The organism is Buttiauxella izardii (assembly GCF_003601925.1).
Lineage (GTDB): Bacteria > Pseudomonadota > Gammaproteobacteria > Enterobacterales > Enterobacteriaceae > Buttiauxella > Buttiauxella izardii.
In genome coordinates, this window is sequence record NZ_QZWH01000007.1 from 64850 (window position 1) to 79292 (window position 14443).

At 49.7% G+C, this 14443-nt stretch carries 17 protein-coding genes; 9 read left to right on the forward strand and 8 right to left on the reverse strand.

The features are described from left to right. The first annotated feature begins 9 nt into the window (after positions 1-9). The 5 genes from accA to D6029_RS05590 all read left to right on the forward strand — a co-directional run bounded on the left by accA (position 10) and on the right by D6029_RS05590 (position 5485). A complete protein-coding gene (gene accA / locus D6029_RS05570; protein WP_120063811.1) occupies positions 10-969 on the forward strand; it encodes an acetyl-CoA carboxylase carboxyl transferase subunit alpha in 960 nt (319 codons plus the stop codon). Positions 970-1240: 271 nt separating this feature from the next. Beyond that, positions 1241-3382 carry a lysine decarboxylase LdcC gene (locus D6029_RS05575; protein ID WP_120063812.1) on the forward strand — a complete coding sequence of 714 codons (2142 nt, stop codon included), beginning with the start codon at positions 1241-1243 and terminating at the stop codon, positions 3380-3382. Positions 3383-3413: 31 nt separating this feature from the next. Continuing rightward, entirely contained in the window at positions 3414-3800 is a 387-nt protein-coding gene (locus tag D6029_RS05580) for a VOC family protein (RefSeq protein WP_120063813.1), read from the forward strand. Positions 3801-3866: 66 nt separating this feature from the next. Continuing rightward, positions 3867-5177, forward strand: coding sequence for a tRNA lysidine(34) synthetase TilS (gene tilS, locus D6029_RS05585; protein WP_120063814.1), 1311 nt, complete (start codon positions 3867-3869; stop codon positions 5175-5177). Then, positions 5174-5485 (forward strand): c-type cytochrome, encoded by a 312-nt coding sequence (locus D6029_RS05590; RefSeq protein WP_120063815.1) that lies wholly within the window; start codon positions 5174-5176, stop codon positions 5483-5485. The genes tilS and D6029_RS05590 overlap by 4 nt, the downstream gene beginning before the upstream one ends. Positions 5486-5534: 49 nt before the next feature. Here D6029_RS05590 and rof read toward each other — a convergent pair whose 3' ends face one another. Beyond that, on the reverse strand, positions 5535-5795 hold the full coding sequence (gene rof, locus D6029_RS05595) for a Rho-binding antiterminator (RefSeq protein WP_120063816.1): 261 nt from the start codon (positions 5793-5795) through the stop codon (positions 5535-5537). Next, positions 5782-5982: a YaeP family protein gene (locus D6029_RS05600; protein WP_064540227.1), complete on the reverse strand. Its 201-nt coding sequence runs from the start codon at positions 5980-5982 to the stop codon at positions 5782-5784. Before D6029_RS05600 ends, rof begins: the two co-directional genes overlap by 14 nt. 204 nt (positions 5983-6186) lie before the next feature. Here D6029_RS05600 and D6029_RS05605 point away from each other — a divergent pair, with 204 nt between their 5' ends. From D6029_RS05605 to nlpE, 3 genes are read left to right on the forward strand one after another with little or no spacing between them, the layout of a single operon-like run. Then, positions 6187-6729 (forward strand): YaeQ family protein, encoded by a 543-nt coding sequence (locus D6029_RS05605; RefSeq protein WP_034493521.1) that lies wholly within the window; start codon positions 6187-6189, stop codon positions 6727-6729. Continuing rightward, the gene (gene arfB / locus D6029_RS05610) at positions 6729-7148 is read left to right on the forward strand and encodes an alternative ribosome rescue aminoacyl-tRNA hydrolase ArfB (RefSeq protein ID WP_120063817.1); all 420 of its coding nucleotides are present in this window, start codon (positions 6729-6731) and stop codon (positions 7146-7148) included. The genes D6029_RS05605 and arfB overlap by 1 nt, the downstream gene beginning before the upstream one ends. 38 nt (positions 7149-7186) lie before the next feature. Further along, the gene (gene nlpE / locus D6029_RS05615) at positions 7187-7882 is read left to right on the forward strand and encodes an envelope stress response activation lipoprotein NlpE (RefSeq protein ID WP_120063828.1); all 696 of its coding nucleotides are present in this window, start codon (positions 7187-7189) and stop codon (positions 7880-7882) included. 67 nt (positions 7883-7949) lie between these two features. Here nlpE and proS read toward each other — a convergent pair whose 3' ends face one another. From proS to metN, 6 genes are all read right to left on the reverse strand, one after another. Beyond that, positions 7950-9668: a proline--tRNA ligase gene (gene proS / locus D6029_RS05620; RefSeq protein WP_120063818.1), complete on the reverse strand. Its 1719-nt coding sequence runs from the start codon at positions 9666-9668 to the stop codon at positions 7950-7952. A 113-nt stretch (positions 9669-9781) separates the two neighbouring features. Then, positions 9782-10489 carry a tRNA (N6-threonylcarbamoyladenosine(37)-N6)-methyltransferase TrmO gene (gene tsaA / locus D6029_RS05625; RefSeq protein ID WP_120063819.1) on the reverse strand — a complete coding sequence of 236 codons (708 nt, stop codon included), beginning with the start codon at positions 10487-10489 and terminating at the stop codon, positions 9782-9784. Continuing rightward, entirely contained in the window at positions 10486-10890 is a 405-nt protein-coding gene (rcsF, locus tag D6029_RS05630) for an Rcs stress response system protein RcsF (protein WP_120063820.1), read from the reverse strand. The genes tsaA and rcsF overlap by 4 nt, the downstream gene beginning before the upstream one ends. A gap of 114 nt (positions 10891-11004) precedes the next feature. Further along, positions 11005-11820 carry a methionine ABC transporter substrate-binding lipoprotein MetQ gene (metQ, locus tag D6029_RS05635; protein WP_120063821.1) on the reverse strand — a complete coding sequence of 272 codons (816 nt, stop codon included), beginning with the start codon at positions 11818-11820 and terminating at the stop codon, positions 11005-11007. A 45-nt stretch (positions 11821-11865) separates the two neighbouring features. Further along, a complete protein-coding gene (locus D6029_RS05640; RefSeq protein ID WP_034493533.1) occupies positions 11866-12519 on the reverse strand; it encodes a methionine ABC transporter permease MetI in 654 nt (217 codons plus the stop codon). Then, positions 12512-13543, reverse strand: coding sequence for a methionine ABC transporter ATP-binding protein MetN (gene metN, locus D6029_RS05645; protein ID WP_120063822.1), 1032 nt, complete (start codon positions 13541-13543; stop codon positions 12512-12514). Before metN ends, D6029_RS05640 begins: the two co-directional genes overlap by 8 nt. A gap of 188 nt (positions 13544-13731) precedes the next feature. On the opposite strand from metN, the gene gmhB reads away from it, so the two are divergent. After that, positions 13732-14304, forward strand: coding sequence for a D-glycero-beta-D-manno-heptose 1,7-bisphosphate 7-phosphatase (gene gmhB / locus D6029_RS05650; protein WP_120063823.1), 573 nt, complete (start codon positions 13732-13734; stop codon positions 14302-14304). The last annotated feature ends 139 nt before the right edge of the window (positions 14305-14443 follow it).

The following is a 14443-nucleotide window of genomic DNA, read 5'->3' on the forward strand; positions in this document are numbered from 1 at the left end:
AGGAATATTATGAGTCTGAATTTCCTCGATTTTGAACAGCCGATTGCAGAGCTGGAAGCGAAAATTGATTCCCTGACTGCAGTTAGCCGTCAGGACGAAAAGTTAGATATTAATCTGGACGAAGAAGTGCAGCGTCTGCGTGAAAAAAGCGTAGAACTCACACGTAAGATCTTCGCCGATTTAGGAGCATGGCAGATTGCTCAACTGGCGCGTCACCCGCAGCGCCCGTATACGCTTGATTACCTGCGTCTCGCTTTTGATGAGTTCGATGAACTTGCGGGTGACCGTGCGTATGCTGACGACAAAGCTATTGTTGGTGGGATTGCGCGTCTCGATGGGCGTCCGGTGATGGTTATTGGCCATCAAAAAGGCCGTGAAACCAAAGAGAAGATTCGTCGTAACTTCGGTATGCCAGCACCAGAAGGCTACCGCAAAGCACTGCGTTTGATGGAAATGGCTGAGCGTTTCAACATGCCAATCATTACCTTCATCGACACCCCAGGAGCTTATCCAGGCGTGGGCGCGGAAGAACGCGGTCAGTCAGAAGCTATCGCGCGTAACTTGCGTGAAATGTCTGGCCTGAAAGTTCCGGTCATCTGTACCGTCATTGGTGAAGGTGGCTCCGGTGGTGCGCTGGCAATCGGCGTGGGTGATAAAGTGAATATGCTGCAATACAGCACCTATTCCGTTATCTCCCCGGAAGGCTGCGCGTCAATTCTGTGGAAAAGTGCTGATAAAGCCCCGATCGCCGCAGAAGCCATGGGCATTATCGCGCCGCGCCTGAAAGAGTTGAAACTGATCGATACCGTTATCCCTGAACCACTGGGCGGCGCGCATCGTAATATTGAAACGATGGCGGCTTCACTGAAAGCGCAATTGCTGGCAGATTTAGCCGATCTGGACGTGTTGAATACCGAAGAGCTACTGGCTCGTCGTTATCACCGTCTAATGAGCTACGGCTACGCGTGATATACCCATCATCCTTCAAGCTGCAGGGGCGTTGGCTGCACTCACTTACCCGAATCACTTACTTTAGTAAGCTCATCGGGATAAGCTCCCTGGCCGCCTACCTGCAACTTGAATGCTAACGGGTATATTGAATAAGAAGGTCAGAAGAGATTCTGGCCTTTTTTATTGCCTGGATTCCCGCACTTTAAGAAACCTTACCCTTCTGCGCTTGTTCTGCATCCCTTTTCAATAAACTATGATTACCTGAAGGTTTTTTGCCAGGAGGTGAGCGTTGAATATTATTGCAATCATGGGGCCGCACGGCGTTTTCTACAAAGACGAGCCGATTAAAGAACTGCATCAGGCTCTGGAAACGCAGGGTTTTCGCCTGATTTACCCGACCAACAGCACCGACCTGCTCAAACTCATCGAACATAATCCGCGGATTTGTGGCGTCATTTTTGACTGGGATGAGTACAGCATGGATTTATGCAGCGAAATAAACGCGCTGAATGAATATCTGCCGCTGTATGCATTTATCAATACGCACTCTTCGCTGGATGTCAGTGTCAACGAAATGCGCATGGCGCTGTGGTTCTTTGAATACGCACTCAGTGCTGCCGACGATATCGCCCTGCGCATCCGCCAGTACACTAATGAATATCTGGATAACATCACGCCGCCGCTGACTAAGGCGTTGTTTAATTACATCAAAGAAGGGAAATATACCTTCTGTACCCCAGGGCATATGGCAGGTACGGCGTATCAGAAAAGCCCGGTGGGATGCCTGTTTTATGATTTCTTCGGTGCGAATACGCTTAAAGCTGATGTCTCCATTTCAGTGACGGAGTTGGGATCTTTGCTCGACCACACCGGGCCGCATCTGGAAGCCGAGGAATATATTGCCCGCACTTTTGGTGCCGAGCAAAGTTACATGGTGACTAACGGCACATCGACATCGAATAAAATCGTCGGCATGTACGCCGCGCCATCCGGTAGCACGGTACTTATCGACCGTAACTGCCATAAATCCCTGACGCATTTACTGATGATGACGGATCTGGTTCCCATCTGGCTTAAGCCGACGCGCAACGCATTAGGGATTTTGGGCGGGATTCCCAAGCGCGAGTTCATGCGTGAAAGCATCGAGCAAAAAGTGGCGAACACTGAAAATGCGCAGTGGCCCGTCCATGCGGTAATTACCAACTCGACGTACGACGGTTTGCTCTACAACACCGAGTTTATTAAGCAAACGCTGGATGTACCTTCGATTCACTTTGATTCTGCCTGGGTGCCATACACCAATTTCCACCCGATTTATCAGGGCAAAAGCGGCATGAGCGGTGACCGTGTTCCTGGGAAAATCATCTACGAAACCCAGTCCACGCACAAACTTCTGGCGGCGTTGTCACAGGCTTCGCTAATCCATATCAAAGGGGATTACGACGAAGAAACGTTTAACGAAGCCTACATGATGCACACCACCACGTCGCCAAGCTATCCAATAGTCGCGTCGATTGAAACAGCGGCGGCCATGCTACGTGGTAATCCCGGCAAGCGTTTGATTAACCGTTCCGTTGAGCGTGCGCTGCATTTTCGCCGGGAAGTTCAGCGTCTGCGTGAAGAATCAGAGGATTGGTTCTTCGATATCTGGCAGCCTGAATTTATCGACGAAGCCGCCTGCTGGCCGATTTCTCCTGGCGAAGAAGATTGGCACGGTTTCAAAGATGCTGATGCCGACCATATGTATCTCGACCCGATTAAAGTCACGATTCTGACGCCGGGAATGGATGAATTAGGAACGATGGCGGAAGAGGGAATTCCGGCGGCGCTGGTGGCGAAATTCCTCGATGAACGTGGCGTGGTTGTCGAAAAAACGGGGCCATATAATTTACTGTTCCTGTTCAGTATTGGTATCGACAAAACCAAGGCTTTGAGCTTGCTGCGTGGTTTGACAGAGTTTAAACGCTCATACGATCTCAACCTGCGTGTCAAAAATATGCTGCCGGATTTGTACGCCGAAGATCCTGATTTTTACCGCAACATGCGCATTCAGGATTTAGCGCAGGGTATTCACAAACTGATTAAGCAGCACAATCTCTCTGACCTGATGCTGCGGGCTTTTGATGTGTTGCCGGAAATGAAAATGACGCCGCACAAGGCGTATCAGCAGCAGGTCAAAGGCAATGTCGAAACGGTAGAAATAGAACAATTGTTGAACCGGGTTTCGGCCAACATGATCTTGCCGTATCCACCGGGCGTACCGGTGGTGATGCCGGGCGAGATGATCACCAATGAAAGCCGCGCAGTGCTCGATTTCTTGCTGATGCTCTGTTCCGTGGGCGAGCATTATCCAGGGTTTGAAACGGATATCCACGGTGCCAAATTGGGTGAAGACGGCATCTATCGAGTACGAGTTTTAAAATCGGTGTAACTGCCGTGCCAAAAAAGATAAAGGAGCATTTATGCTGGGTTTAAAGCAGGTTCACCACATCGCGATCATCGCGTCGGATTATCAGATCAGTAAGCATTTTTACTGCGATATTCTCGGCTTCACGTTGCAAGCGGAAGCGTACCGCGAAGAACGAGACTCCTGGAAAGGGGATTTAGCGCTGAACGGGCAGTATGTCATCGAACTGTTCTCATTCCCTTTTCCTCCGGCCCGGCCAAGTCGCCCGGAAGCCTGTGGGCTACGCCATCTGGCATTTAGCGTGGATGACATCGACAGTGCGATTGTTCACCTGGAAAAGCACGGTGTAAAGTGCGAGCCGGTGCGTATCGATCCTTTCACGGATAAGCGTTTTACCTTCTTTAATGACCCTGATGGGCTGCCGTTGGAACTTTACCAGTAGTAACGCTTGCCTCACTTCTTGTTGCCCGGTAACGTTCCGGGCAAATCCTTATTTTAATTACTGACTATGCCACTTCGTTTTCTCAACAAATTACTGCAACCGCACACACATTTGCTGGTGGCGTTTAGTGGTGGCCTGGATTCCACGGTTTTGCTTCATCAACTGGTCACGCTTCGCGATCTTCATGGTGCTAATTTCCAGATTCGTGCGATGCATATTCATCATGGCTTAAGCCCATTTGCTGATGAATGGGCGGTGCATTGCCAGAACGTTTGCTCGCATTGGAACGTGCCGCTTGAAGTCACGCGAGTAAAACTGGCCGATGATGGATTAGGCATTGAAGCCCACGCTCGCGCCGCGCGTTACCAGGCACTGGCTGAAACTATATTGCCGGAAGAAGCGTTGCTGACAGCGCAGCATCTGGATGACCAATGCGAAACTTTCCTGCTTGCATTGAAACGAGGAAGTGGCCCGGCGGGTTTAGCTGCAATGCCAGATCGTTTGCCTTTTGGCGAGACGGAATTAATTCGCCCCTTGCTTGGGCAGACGCGCAAAGAGCTGGAAGTCTGGGCGGAGGAGCATCAGTTAACCTGGATTGAAGATGAAAGTAACCAGGACGATAGCTACGACCGCAACTTCTTGCGGCTGCGTGTTATTCCTGAAATCCAACAGCGTTGGCCGCATTTCCCGCAAAGCGTGGCTCGCAGCGCGCAGTTATGTGGTGAACAAGAGCAACTACTTGATGAGTTGCTGGCCGAACAGCTTGATGCATTAATTCAGGTAGATGGTTCATTGCTCATTGAGCCTATGCTGGCTCTCAGCGATATTCGCCGTGCAGCCTTGCTACGCCGTTGGTTTGCCCGGCATAAAGCGGCTATGCCTTCCCGAGCAGCTTTGAAGCGGTTATGGGAGGAAGTCGCAACCAGCCGTGAGGATGCCAATCCCCGTCTGCAAGTTGGCAATCATGAAGTCCGTCGTTATCAGGGAGCGCTGTACTGGCTGCCAGTCACGCAAGGTTTGGGTGACATAACCCTTTCCTGGCCTGCGCCTTTTGCGCCCTTAACTTTGCCGGATGGCCTGGGAATCTTGCAATGCGTGGCGAATGGGCAGGAGGTTCGAGCGCCGCTTGAAAACGAACCGGTGACGGTGCGCTTTCAAGCCTCCGGGCAGCTTCATATTGTGGGCCGTGAACGGGGACGGAGCCTGAAGAAGATTTGGCAGGAATTCGGTGTTTCGCCATGGCAACGTGAGCGAACGCCGCTGTTATATTATGGCGAACAATTGATTGCCGCTCTGGGGGTTTTTGTGACCCAGGATGGAAAGGCGACGGAAGAATCATGCTGGCGTGTCGACTGGCAAAAGGAGAATAAGTCATGAAGAGAATCATAATTTTAGCGGGTGTTTTATTGTGCGCTCAGCCGGTATTTGCCAAAGGTGATGCCGCTGCGGGTGAGCAAAAAGCCATGATGTGTGTCGCGTGCCACGGTGCTACTGGAAAAGTGTCTGTTCCAATGTATCCAAACCTGGCAGGGCAAAATGCAGGGTATCTGGAACATTCATTGCAGGCGTATAAGAAGGGCGAACGCAGCGGTGGGCAGGCGGAGATCATGAAAGCCTACGTCAGCGGTTTGTCAGATGAAGATATCAGTAACCTGGCGGCTTATTACGCTTCGATAAAGCCGTAAATAAAAAAGGGCAGCCCTGGGCTGCCCACGCATGCGGATACTTTGCGTATCAGGATTCGCTAACTACGACAGTACCAATTTCAGGATGGCTGAAGCTGGTAATTTTATCGAGACGAACTTCGCGAGTGGTACCGGCATCATCGAGAATCAAGTATTCGATGTTTTTACGAGACACCAGGTCACTGGCTTTCGCCTTGAAAACTTCTCCGCTCTTCAACTCCAGCGTCAGTATTAAGTTCTGCTGGCAGGCGAGCTCGAGATTGTCATAATCATCACAATTGATGGGTTGATAGGCATCATTCATTGACATAATCGCTCACCAGTAAGTTCGCGGCAGCATACGCCGCCTGTTCCCTGATAGATTCTGGTTGTGCTTCGTTGGAAGCCACTTCGTTCAGCACTTTCAAGACGCAACCCAGTGCATCCGGAATGTAACCCAAATCTCCGCTGGCTATTTCCGCATAGCGCTTTCGTACTAATTCACAATACTTTTCCACACGCCCTCCTTTCAGAGTCCCGACCTCAGACTTAACCGTGGGATGCAAGTTAAGCCTACGAAGATAAACTCTGTTTAGCAAGGTGACTATAACACAGGCATGAAACCGATATCAGCAGCGCATCTCTCTAGATTCATGAATACATAACAGCGTTTTAGCGAGGTTTTCGTTACAATGAGCGCCTGATTAGTGCGGAGAAGTATGATGGCGTTAAAAGCGACAATTTATAAAGCGATGGTGAATGTTGCCGATCTCGATCGCAATCAATTCCTGGATAGCAACCTGACGCTTGCGCGCCATCCTTCGGAAACTCAAGAACGTATGATGCTGCGTTTGCTGGCGTGGATTAAATACGCCAACGAGCGTCTGCAATTTAGCCGTGGTTTAAGCGCGGAAGATGAGCCGGAAATCTGGCAACGTAATGACCACATGGGTATCGACTTGTGGATTGAGCTCGGCTTGCCGGATGAAAAACGCCTGAAAAAAGCCTGTAGCCAGTCAGGTGAAGTGGCGCTGTTTACCTATAACAGCCGCGCGGCTGAAATCTGGTGGCAACAGCATCAAAACAAACTCAAGCAGTATCAAAACTTGTCCATCTGGTATCTCGATGACGAACAGTTAGCGAAACTGTGTGAGTTCGGCACGCGTTCTATGAACTTGCAGGCCACCATTCAGGATGGCGCGATCTGGTTGTCAGACGCTGAGAATAATCTCGAAATTCACTTCACGGCCTGGCAGCATCATTAATGATTGTTGTGTCCCGATCGGTAGCAATACCGGACAGTGAGGTAACCATTACCGCTATTCGCGCGCAAGGCGCGGGCGGCCAACATGTGAATAAAACCTCAACGGCTATCCATTTGCGCTTTGACATACGCGCCTCCAGCCTGCCAGAGTATTATAAAGAACGCCTGTTGGCGGCGAGCCATCACCTGATTACGCCTGATGGCGTAGTGATAATCAAAGCGCAAGAATATCGCAGCCAGGAAATGAATCGCGAAGCGGCTGTCGCAAGGTTAGTGTCGTTGATTCAGGAATTAACCGTTGAGCAGAAAAACCGACGGGCGACCCGGCCAACGCGAGCGTCAAAAGAGCGCCGTCTGGCCTCTAAATCCCAAAAATCTACGACCAAATCACTACGTGGAAAAGTCCGTCGCCCTGAATAACGAATGGCAAAGAAATTGACCAGCAGAAGGAAGAGATGGTGAAAAAGACTCTATTGTCAGCAATAGCCGTGTGCAGCTTGTTTGCACTTTTTGGCTGTAATAACCGTGCTGAAGTTCAAACTTTACAACCAACCCAAGCCGCCGAACTGCAACCGATGCAGCAAAGCTATAAAGGGGTTTTGCCTTGTGCAGATTGTTCAGGCATTGAAACCTCGCTGTTTTTGGAGAAAGACGGTACGTGGGTGATGAATCAGCGTTATCAGGGTGCGAAAGAGCCTGCGGTATTTGCTTCATATGGCAGTTGGGCGCGCACGGCGGATAAATTAGTATTGACCGAAAGTGATGGTGAAAAACTTTATTTCCGCCCGAAAGGCGATAGTCTGGAAATGCTGGACCGCACAGGGAATTCGATTGAGTCTCAACTCAATTATACGTTGAAGCCAAGTAAAGAAGCTCTGCCTGCGACACCGATGGCTATGAAAGGCATGTATAAGTACATGGCTGATGCAGCGATTTTCCAGGATTGTGCCACCGGTAAGACATTTGATGTTGCCAGCAATGCGGAGCTTGAGCGTGGTTACGCTGCGGCGCGCGGCCAGGATTATGAGCCAGTGTTGCTGGTGGTTGATGCTCACTTTACGTTACAGGCCTCCCCAGATAGCGGTGAATTAAGAAAAACGGTGGTTGCTGACAGGGCAGCTAAGTTCGAGCCGAAGAAAACCTGCAACGATTGATAAAATCTTTATAAAAAAAGCCCCGCTAATTGCTTAGCGGGGCTTTTTTACATCGTGCGTTCAAGTCTTAGCGTTTGATCTGTGACAACAGGAAATCAATGATTTCGTTGGTTTTGATCATCTGCTTTTCACCTTCACGGCGGTTTTTGTATTCCACTTCTTCGCTATCGAGATTGCGGTCACCGATAACAACGGTGTGTGGAATACCAATCAGTTCCATATCGGCAAACATCACACCTGGACGCTCTTTACGGTCGTCCATCAGCACTTCAATGCCTTTGGCACGCAGAGTTGAATACAGCTCTTCAGCCAGCTCTTTCACGCGGAAAGACTTGTGCATGTTCATTGGCAGAATCGCAACCTGGAATGGTGCGATGGCATCTGGCCACAGAATGCCGCGCTCATCGTTGTTCTGCTCAATAGCAGCTGCGACTACGCGAGTCACACCGATACCATAGCAACCCATAGTCAGCGTCTGGTTACGGCCATCTTCGCCCTGAACAGAGGCTTTCATCGCTTCAGAGTATTTGGTGCCAAGCTGGAAGATGTGGCCGACTTCGATTCCGCGCTTAATCAGCAACGTACCTTTGCCATCTGGGCTTGGGTCGCCTTCAACGACGTTACGGATATCAGCAACTTCTGGCAGCGCCAAATCGCGTTCCCAGTTAATGCCAACGAAGTGTTTGCCGTCGATGTTTGCGCCAGCGGCGAAATCGCTCATTGCGGCGACAGAACGGTCAACAACAACCGGGATTGGCAGATTGATTGGGCCAAGTGAACCTGGGCCTGCTTTCGCTACCGCACGAATTTCTTCTTCGGTTGCGAAGGTCAGCGGGCTGGCAACCTGTGGCAGTTTTTCTGCTTTAACTTCGTTCAGCTCGTGATCGCCACGAACCAGCAGAGCAACCAGCGGATAAGCGCTGCCTTCGGTTGCTTTAACCATCAGGGTCTTAACGGTTTTTTCGATTGGCAGATTGAATTGTTCAACCAGCTCGGCGATGGTTTTCGCGTTCGGTGTGTCAATCTGCGTCATTTCAACGGTTGGTGCCGCACGACCGCCAGCCGGAGCAACCGCTTCAGCAAATTCGATGTTCGCTGCGTAATCAGAATCAGTTGAGAAGATGACATCATCTTCGCCACTTTGCGCCAGCACCTGGAATTCATGAGATGCGCTACCGCCAATAGAACCGGTATCCGCTTCTACCGCACGGAAATCCAGACCCATACGGCTGAAGATTTTGCTGTAGGCCTGATACATCGCATCGTAAGTTTCCTGCAAGGATTCCTGAGAAGTATGGAAAGAGTAAGCATCTTTCATCAGGAATTCGCGAGAACGCATAACGCCGAAACGTGGGCGAACTTCGTCACGGAACTTAGTCTGGATCTGGAAGAAGTTCAGTGGCAGCTGTTTGTAAGAGCTGAGTTCATTACGAATCAGGTCAGTAATGACTTCTTCGTGAGTCGGGCCGAGGACAAATGGGCGATCGCCACGATCAACAAAACGCAGCAATTCTGGGCCGTATTGTTCCCAACGACCACTTTCCTGCCATAAGTCAGCGGGCTGAACCACAGGCATACACACCTCGATTGCACCGGCGTTGTTCATTTCTTCACGCACGATGTTTTCGACTTTTTTCAGAACGCGCAAACCGGTCGGCAACCAGGTATATAAACCGGAAGCGAGTTTGCGGATCATCCCGGCGCGCAGCATCAGTTGGTGACTGATGACTTCGGCGTCGGCTGGTGTCTCCTTCAGTGTGGAGAGCAGATATTGGCTAGTACGCATGTTGTTACGGTTCCATTTGAACGGCAGATAACTGGCTACCTGAGTAGCCTGATGCAAAATAAGTGAATTAGTTTACCAGTGTGGCAGAGATGTCAAAAGAGAAGGGCGATAAATTAACGGTTCTCAACAGCAAACACTTCTGAACCCAACTCGGTGACACGCCAGCGAACGTTAAAATCCAGCAATAAAACGGCGTAGGTTTTACCGGGGTCTTCATCTTTACGATAGGCCGGGCGTGGGTCTTGTGCCAGCACCTGGCGGATGAAGCGCTCAATATGCGGGTAGCGTTTATCCAGTAAAGATAACTGCTGTTGCACTTCTGGCGTGAAATAAACCGGCATATCGGCGTCCGGGGCATTCTGTGCATATCCCGCATTGGCTTCTGGCACAGCTTCGGCAAACGGTAAATAAGGTTTGATATCAACGACTGGAGTGCCATCCACCAAATCCAGACTTCCCAACTGCAAAATGACCTGGTCTTTCTGGCAGCGAATGCCGTTGAGTTCAACCAAAGACATGCCAATCGGGTTCGGTCGGAATGTGGAACGCGTGGCAAACACGCCCATTCGCGCATTTCCACCTAAGCGAGGTGGCCGAACGGTAGGCCGCCAGCCACCTTCCATCGTTTGGTGGAAGACAAATAGCAGCCATAGATGACTAAAACCTTCCAGACCACGAACAGCATCCGCCACATTATAAGGTGGAACTAGATGTAATTCGCCACCGCCATCAGTGACTAAACCTGGTTGGCGGGGGACAGCAAACTTCTCTTTATAGGGAGAACGGATAACACCAATTTGCTCGAAACTAAAGGCTGTCATTTTGCAGAGACGTTTAACGCTGAGCCAACACAAACGGCCTGACGATAGCAACCCGGTGTGCCGCTCGTGACATCACAGCTATGCAATAACACCGCGTTTGCTTTCATTTTTGATGCATTAATTTGCATGCGTTTGCGGGCTGTCGGGATATTCGGTGGAGAATCCTGATTGCTGACCTGACATGAATCGCCACTCACTTCGCCGAGATCGCGGAATGGTTTGCCAACCAACTCTTCAGCATTGGTATAGATTTTTACTGGCGCAGGTTTTACAGCCTTAGGTTTTGCAGGCTCGACTTTCGGCGGTGTTGCAGTGCTTTTGATGGGTTCAACGGGGGATCTGCTTAGCATCGTACAGCCGCTGAGCATGACTGCTAATAAGCAGATCGGTAAAGCACGCATAATTTTTCCTCAATGAATGATAAAACGCGATTATTGAATCAAGCTATCGCACAAATAACAAGACGGGCTTTCGCCCGTCTTAGATTATTTACGCAAAAATAGAAGAATGGAAACTTACCAACCTTTTACTGCGCCACCATTGAAGACTTTATTTGCTGCTTCATAAACTTCGTCAGACTGGTACGCCTGAACGAATTTCTTCACGTTTTCAGCGTCTTTGTTGTCTTCGCGGGAAACGATCAGGTTTACGTATGGAGAGTCTTTATCTTCAACGAAGATACCGTCTTTCGCTGGAGTCAGGCCAATCTGGCTTGCGTAGGTGGTGTTGATGATAGCCAGAGCAATCTGAGCATCGTCCAGTGAACGTGGCAGTTGTGGTGCTTCCAGCTCAACCAGTTTCAGGTTTTTAGGGTTCTCAGTTACATCCAGAACGGTTGGCAGCAGACCAACACCGTCTTTCAGTTTGATCAAACCTTGTTTCTGCAACAGCAGCAGGGAACGGCCAAGGTTAGTTGGATCGTTTGGCAGAGCAATCTGTGCGCCAGTTTGCAGCTCGTCCAGAGATTTGATCTTCTTGGAGTAGCCCGCAATTGGGTAAACAAAGGTGCTACCTACAGAAACCAGTTTGTAGCCACGGTCTTTGATCTGCTGGTCGAGATAAGGTTTGTGCTGGAAGGCGTTAGCGTCGATGTCGCCTTTGCTCAGCGCTTCGTTAGGCAGAACGTAATCGTTGAAGGTCACCAGCTCAACATCCAGGCCGTATTTTTCTTTTGCGACTTTCTGCGCAACTTCGGCAACTTGTTGTTCAGCACCAACAATCACGCCGACTTTAATATGGTTTGGATCTTTCTCGTCTTGACCACAACCCACGAGTGCCAGAGAACCAATCAGAGCACCAACTGCTGCAAAGGTTTTAAATTTAAAAGACATATCCCTTCCTTACTATGTGTAAAAAACGATGTTGTGTTGAACGTATTATTTGTGAGTTACAGCCCGGACGATGCGATCGCCTGAGAATTGAATTAAATACACTAATACGACTAATAACACTAATACCGTATTCATCACGGTAGCGTTATAACCGATATAACCGTATTGATAACCAATCTGACCTAAACCGCCAGCGCCAACAGCACCGCCCATTGCAGAATAGCCAACCAGCGTAATCAGCGTGATGGTTGCCGCATTCACCAGACCCGGCAGAGCTTCTGGCAGCAGCACTTTGCGAATGATCTGCATTGGCGTTGCGCCCATAGCTCTTGAAGCTTCAATCAGACCTGATGGAATTTCCAGCAGGGCGTTTTCCACCATACGAGCGATAAACGGCGCGGCACCTACGGTCAATGGTACGATTGCCGCTTGCAGGCCAATCGACGTCCCGACAATCATGCGAGTGAATGGAATCATCCATACCAGCAAAATAATGAACGGAATAGAACGGAAGATATTCACCAGCGCTGACAGGCTGTTATACAGCTTTGCATTCGCGCTGATTTGCCCTGGACGGGTAATATAAAGAAGCACACCGACAGGCAGGCCAAGAACAAAGCCAAAGAAGCCAGACACAAAAGTCATCGCCAGCGTTTCATACACTCCTTTAAGGAGTAACCACATCATTGGCTCAGACATAACCCAGCACCTCTACTTTTACATGTTGCTGCTGCAAGTATGCGATAGCAGCGTCCATATCCTGATGTTCTCCATGCAACTCGCACAGCATAATCCCGAACTTCACTCCACCGGCGTAGTCCATCTGCGCACTGATAATGTTGCTGTTCACATTAAAGCGGCGGGCAGTTTCGGAAAGTAACGGTGCATCCACTGACTGGCCGGTAAATTCCAGACGCAGCAACGGAACGGTTGTTATGCTTTTATCAGTGCTTAAACGCTGTGCGTAATCTTCTGGAATATCCAGATGCAGCGTAGATTGAATAAACTGCTGCGCAAGTGGCGTTTTAGGATGTGAGAACACTTCGCTCACGGTGTCTTGTTCAATTAACTCGCCGTCGCTGATAACCGCGACGCAATCACAGATGCGTTTCACGACATCCATTTCATGAGTGATCAGGAGAATTGTCAGGCCAAGACGGCGGTTGATATCTTTCAACAGTTCGAGAATCGAACGTGTCGTTGCTGGATCAAGTGCGCTGGTGGCTTCATCGCACAACAGTACTTTAGGGTTGCTTGCTAACGCACGAGCAATCGCTACGCGCTGCTTTTGCCCGCCAGACAAGTTGGCCGGATATGCATCATGCTTTTCGCTCAGACCAACGAGATCGAGTAATTCGGTTACCCGGCGTTTAATTTCTTCACGCGGAGTGTTGTCCAGCTCTAATGGCAATGCAACGTTGCCATAAACTGTGCGGGATGAAAGCAAATTAAAGTGCTGGAAAATCATGCCAATCTGACGGCGTGCTTTGGTGAGATGGCTTTCAGAAAGCGTTGTTAGCTCCTGACCATCAACCAATACAGAGCCTTCGGTTGGGCGTTCGAGCAGGTTTACGCAACGGATAAGTGTGCTTTTCCCGGCACCTGATGCGCCAATCACGCCATAAATTTGCCCAGCAGGCACATGCAGGCTGACGTTATTCAACGCCTGTATGCTGCGGTTTCCTTGCTGGAACACTTTGGTGATATTCGAAAGTTTAATCATTAGGTTATTTATTATCGTATGAGTGTAAGCCGTGGCATTTTCTGCTGCCGATGGCGGGCGATGACCGTCATCGATATGGATGTTAAGGCATCCAGACGTCTAAATCAATCAGCGAATGATTGTCTATTCCCGCCCAAATAGCAATTCATGCGATACTACAGCAAATCCCAAGTATCAGGAGTTTCCAAGTGGCACAGTCTGTTCCCGCTATTTTTCTCGATCGTGATGGCACCATTAATGTCGATCATGGCTATGTTCATGAAGTTGACCAGTTCGAGTTCATTGATGGTGTGATTGACGCAATGCGTGAGTTAAAAGCAATGGGCTATGCGTTAGTGCTTGTCACCAACCAGTCTGGTATTGCCCGTGGCATGTTTACGGAAGCTGATTTTGAAAACCTGACGGAATGGATGGACTGGTCTTTGGCTGACCGTGGCGTTGACCTTGATGGTATCTATTACTGTCCGCATCATCCCGAGGCAATAGTAGAAGAGTTTCGCCAATCTTGCGATTGCCGCAAACCCCAGCCGGGCATGCTGCTCTCTGCGCAAGAGTTTCTACATATAGATATGGCTTCTTCTTATATGGTAGGGGACAAATTTGAAGACATGCAGGCGGCAACTGCTGCGCAAGTAGGGACCAAAGTATTGGTTCGTACCGGTAAGCCGGTGACTGAGCAAGGCGAAGCAGCGGCTGATTTTGTCATTAATAGCCTCGCAGATCTGCCAAAAGCGATAAAAGCGCGTCAAAAACAGGCGTAATGTTTAAAAAGTGAGCGCTTGGTAATTATTTTGAAAATAGGGGTTGTCAGCCTCCGGAAAATCCCTATACTGCGCCTCCACTGACACGGCACAACGGCTTACAAACCGGCTCGTCAGCCAGATGAAAAGCGAAAATAAA

Coding starts and splice junctions, on each gene's coding strand:
- D6029_RS05580 (WP_120063813.1), top strand. CDS start 3,414: ATGCTGGGTTTAAAGCAGGTTCACCACATCGCGATCATCGCGTCGGAT.
- tilS (WP_120063814.1), top strand. CDS start 3,867: ATGCCACTTCGTTTTCTCAACAAATTACTGCAACCGCACACACATTTG.
- D6029_RS05640 (WP_034493533.1), bottom strand. CDS start 12,519: ATGTCTGAGCCAATGATGTGGTTACTCCTTAAAGGAGTGTATGAAACG.
- metN (WP_120063822.1), bottom strand. CDS start 13,543: ATGATTAAACTTTCGAATATCACCAAAGTGTTCCAGCAAGGAAACCGC.
- D6029_RS05590 (WP_120063815.1), top strand. CDS start 5,174: ATGAAGAGAATCATAATTTTAGCGGGTGTTTTATTGTGCGCTCAGCCG.
- rof (WP_120063816.1), bottom strand. CDS start 5,795: ATGTCAATGAATGATGCCTATCAACCCATCAATTGTGATGATTATGAC.
- arfB (WP_120063817.1), top strand. CDS start 6,729: ATGATTGTTGTGTCCCGATCGGTAGCAATACCGGACAGTGAGGTAACC.
- rcsF (WP_120063820.1), bottom strand. CDS start 10,890: ATGCGTGCTTTACCGATCTGCTTATTAGCAGTCATGCTCAGCGGCTGT.
- accA (WP_120063811.1), top strand. CDS start 10: ATGAGTCTGAATTTCCTCGATTTTGAACAGCCGATTGCAGAGCTGGAA.
- tsaA (WP_120063819.1), bottom strand. CDS start 10,489: ATGACAGCCTTTAGTTTCGAGCAAATTGGTGTTATCCGTTCTCCCTAT.
- D6029_RS05605 (WP_034493521.1), top strand. CDS start 6,187: ATGGCGTTAAAAGCGACAATTTATAAAGCGATGGTGAATGTTGCCGAT.
- metQ (WP_120063821.1), bottom strand. CDS start 11,820: ATGTCTTTTAAATTTAAAACCTTTGCAGCAGTTGGTGCTCTGATTGGT.
- proS (WP_120063818.1), bottom strand. CDS start 9,668: ATGCGTACTAGCCAATATCTGCTCTCCACACTGAAGGAGACACCAGCC.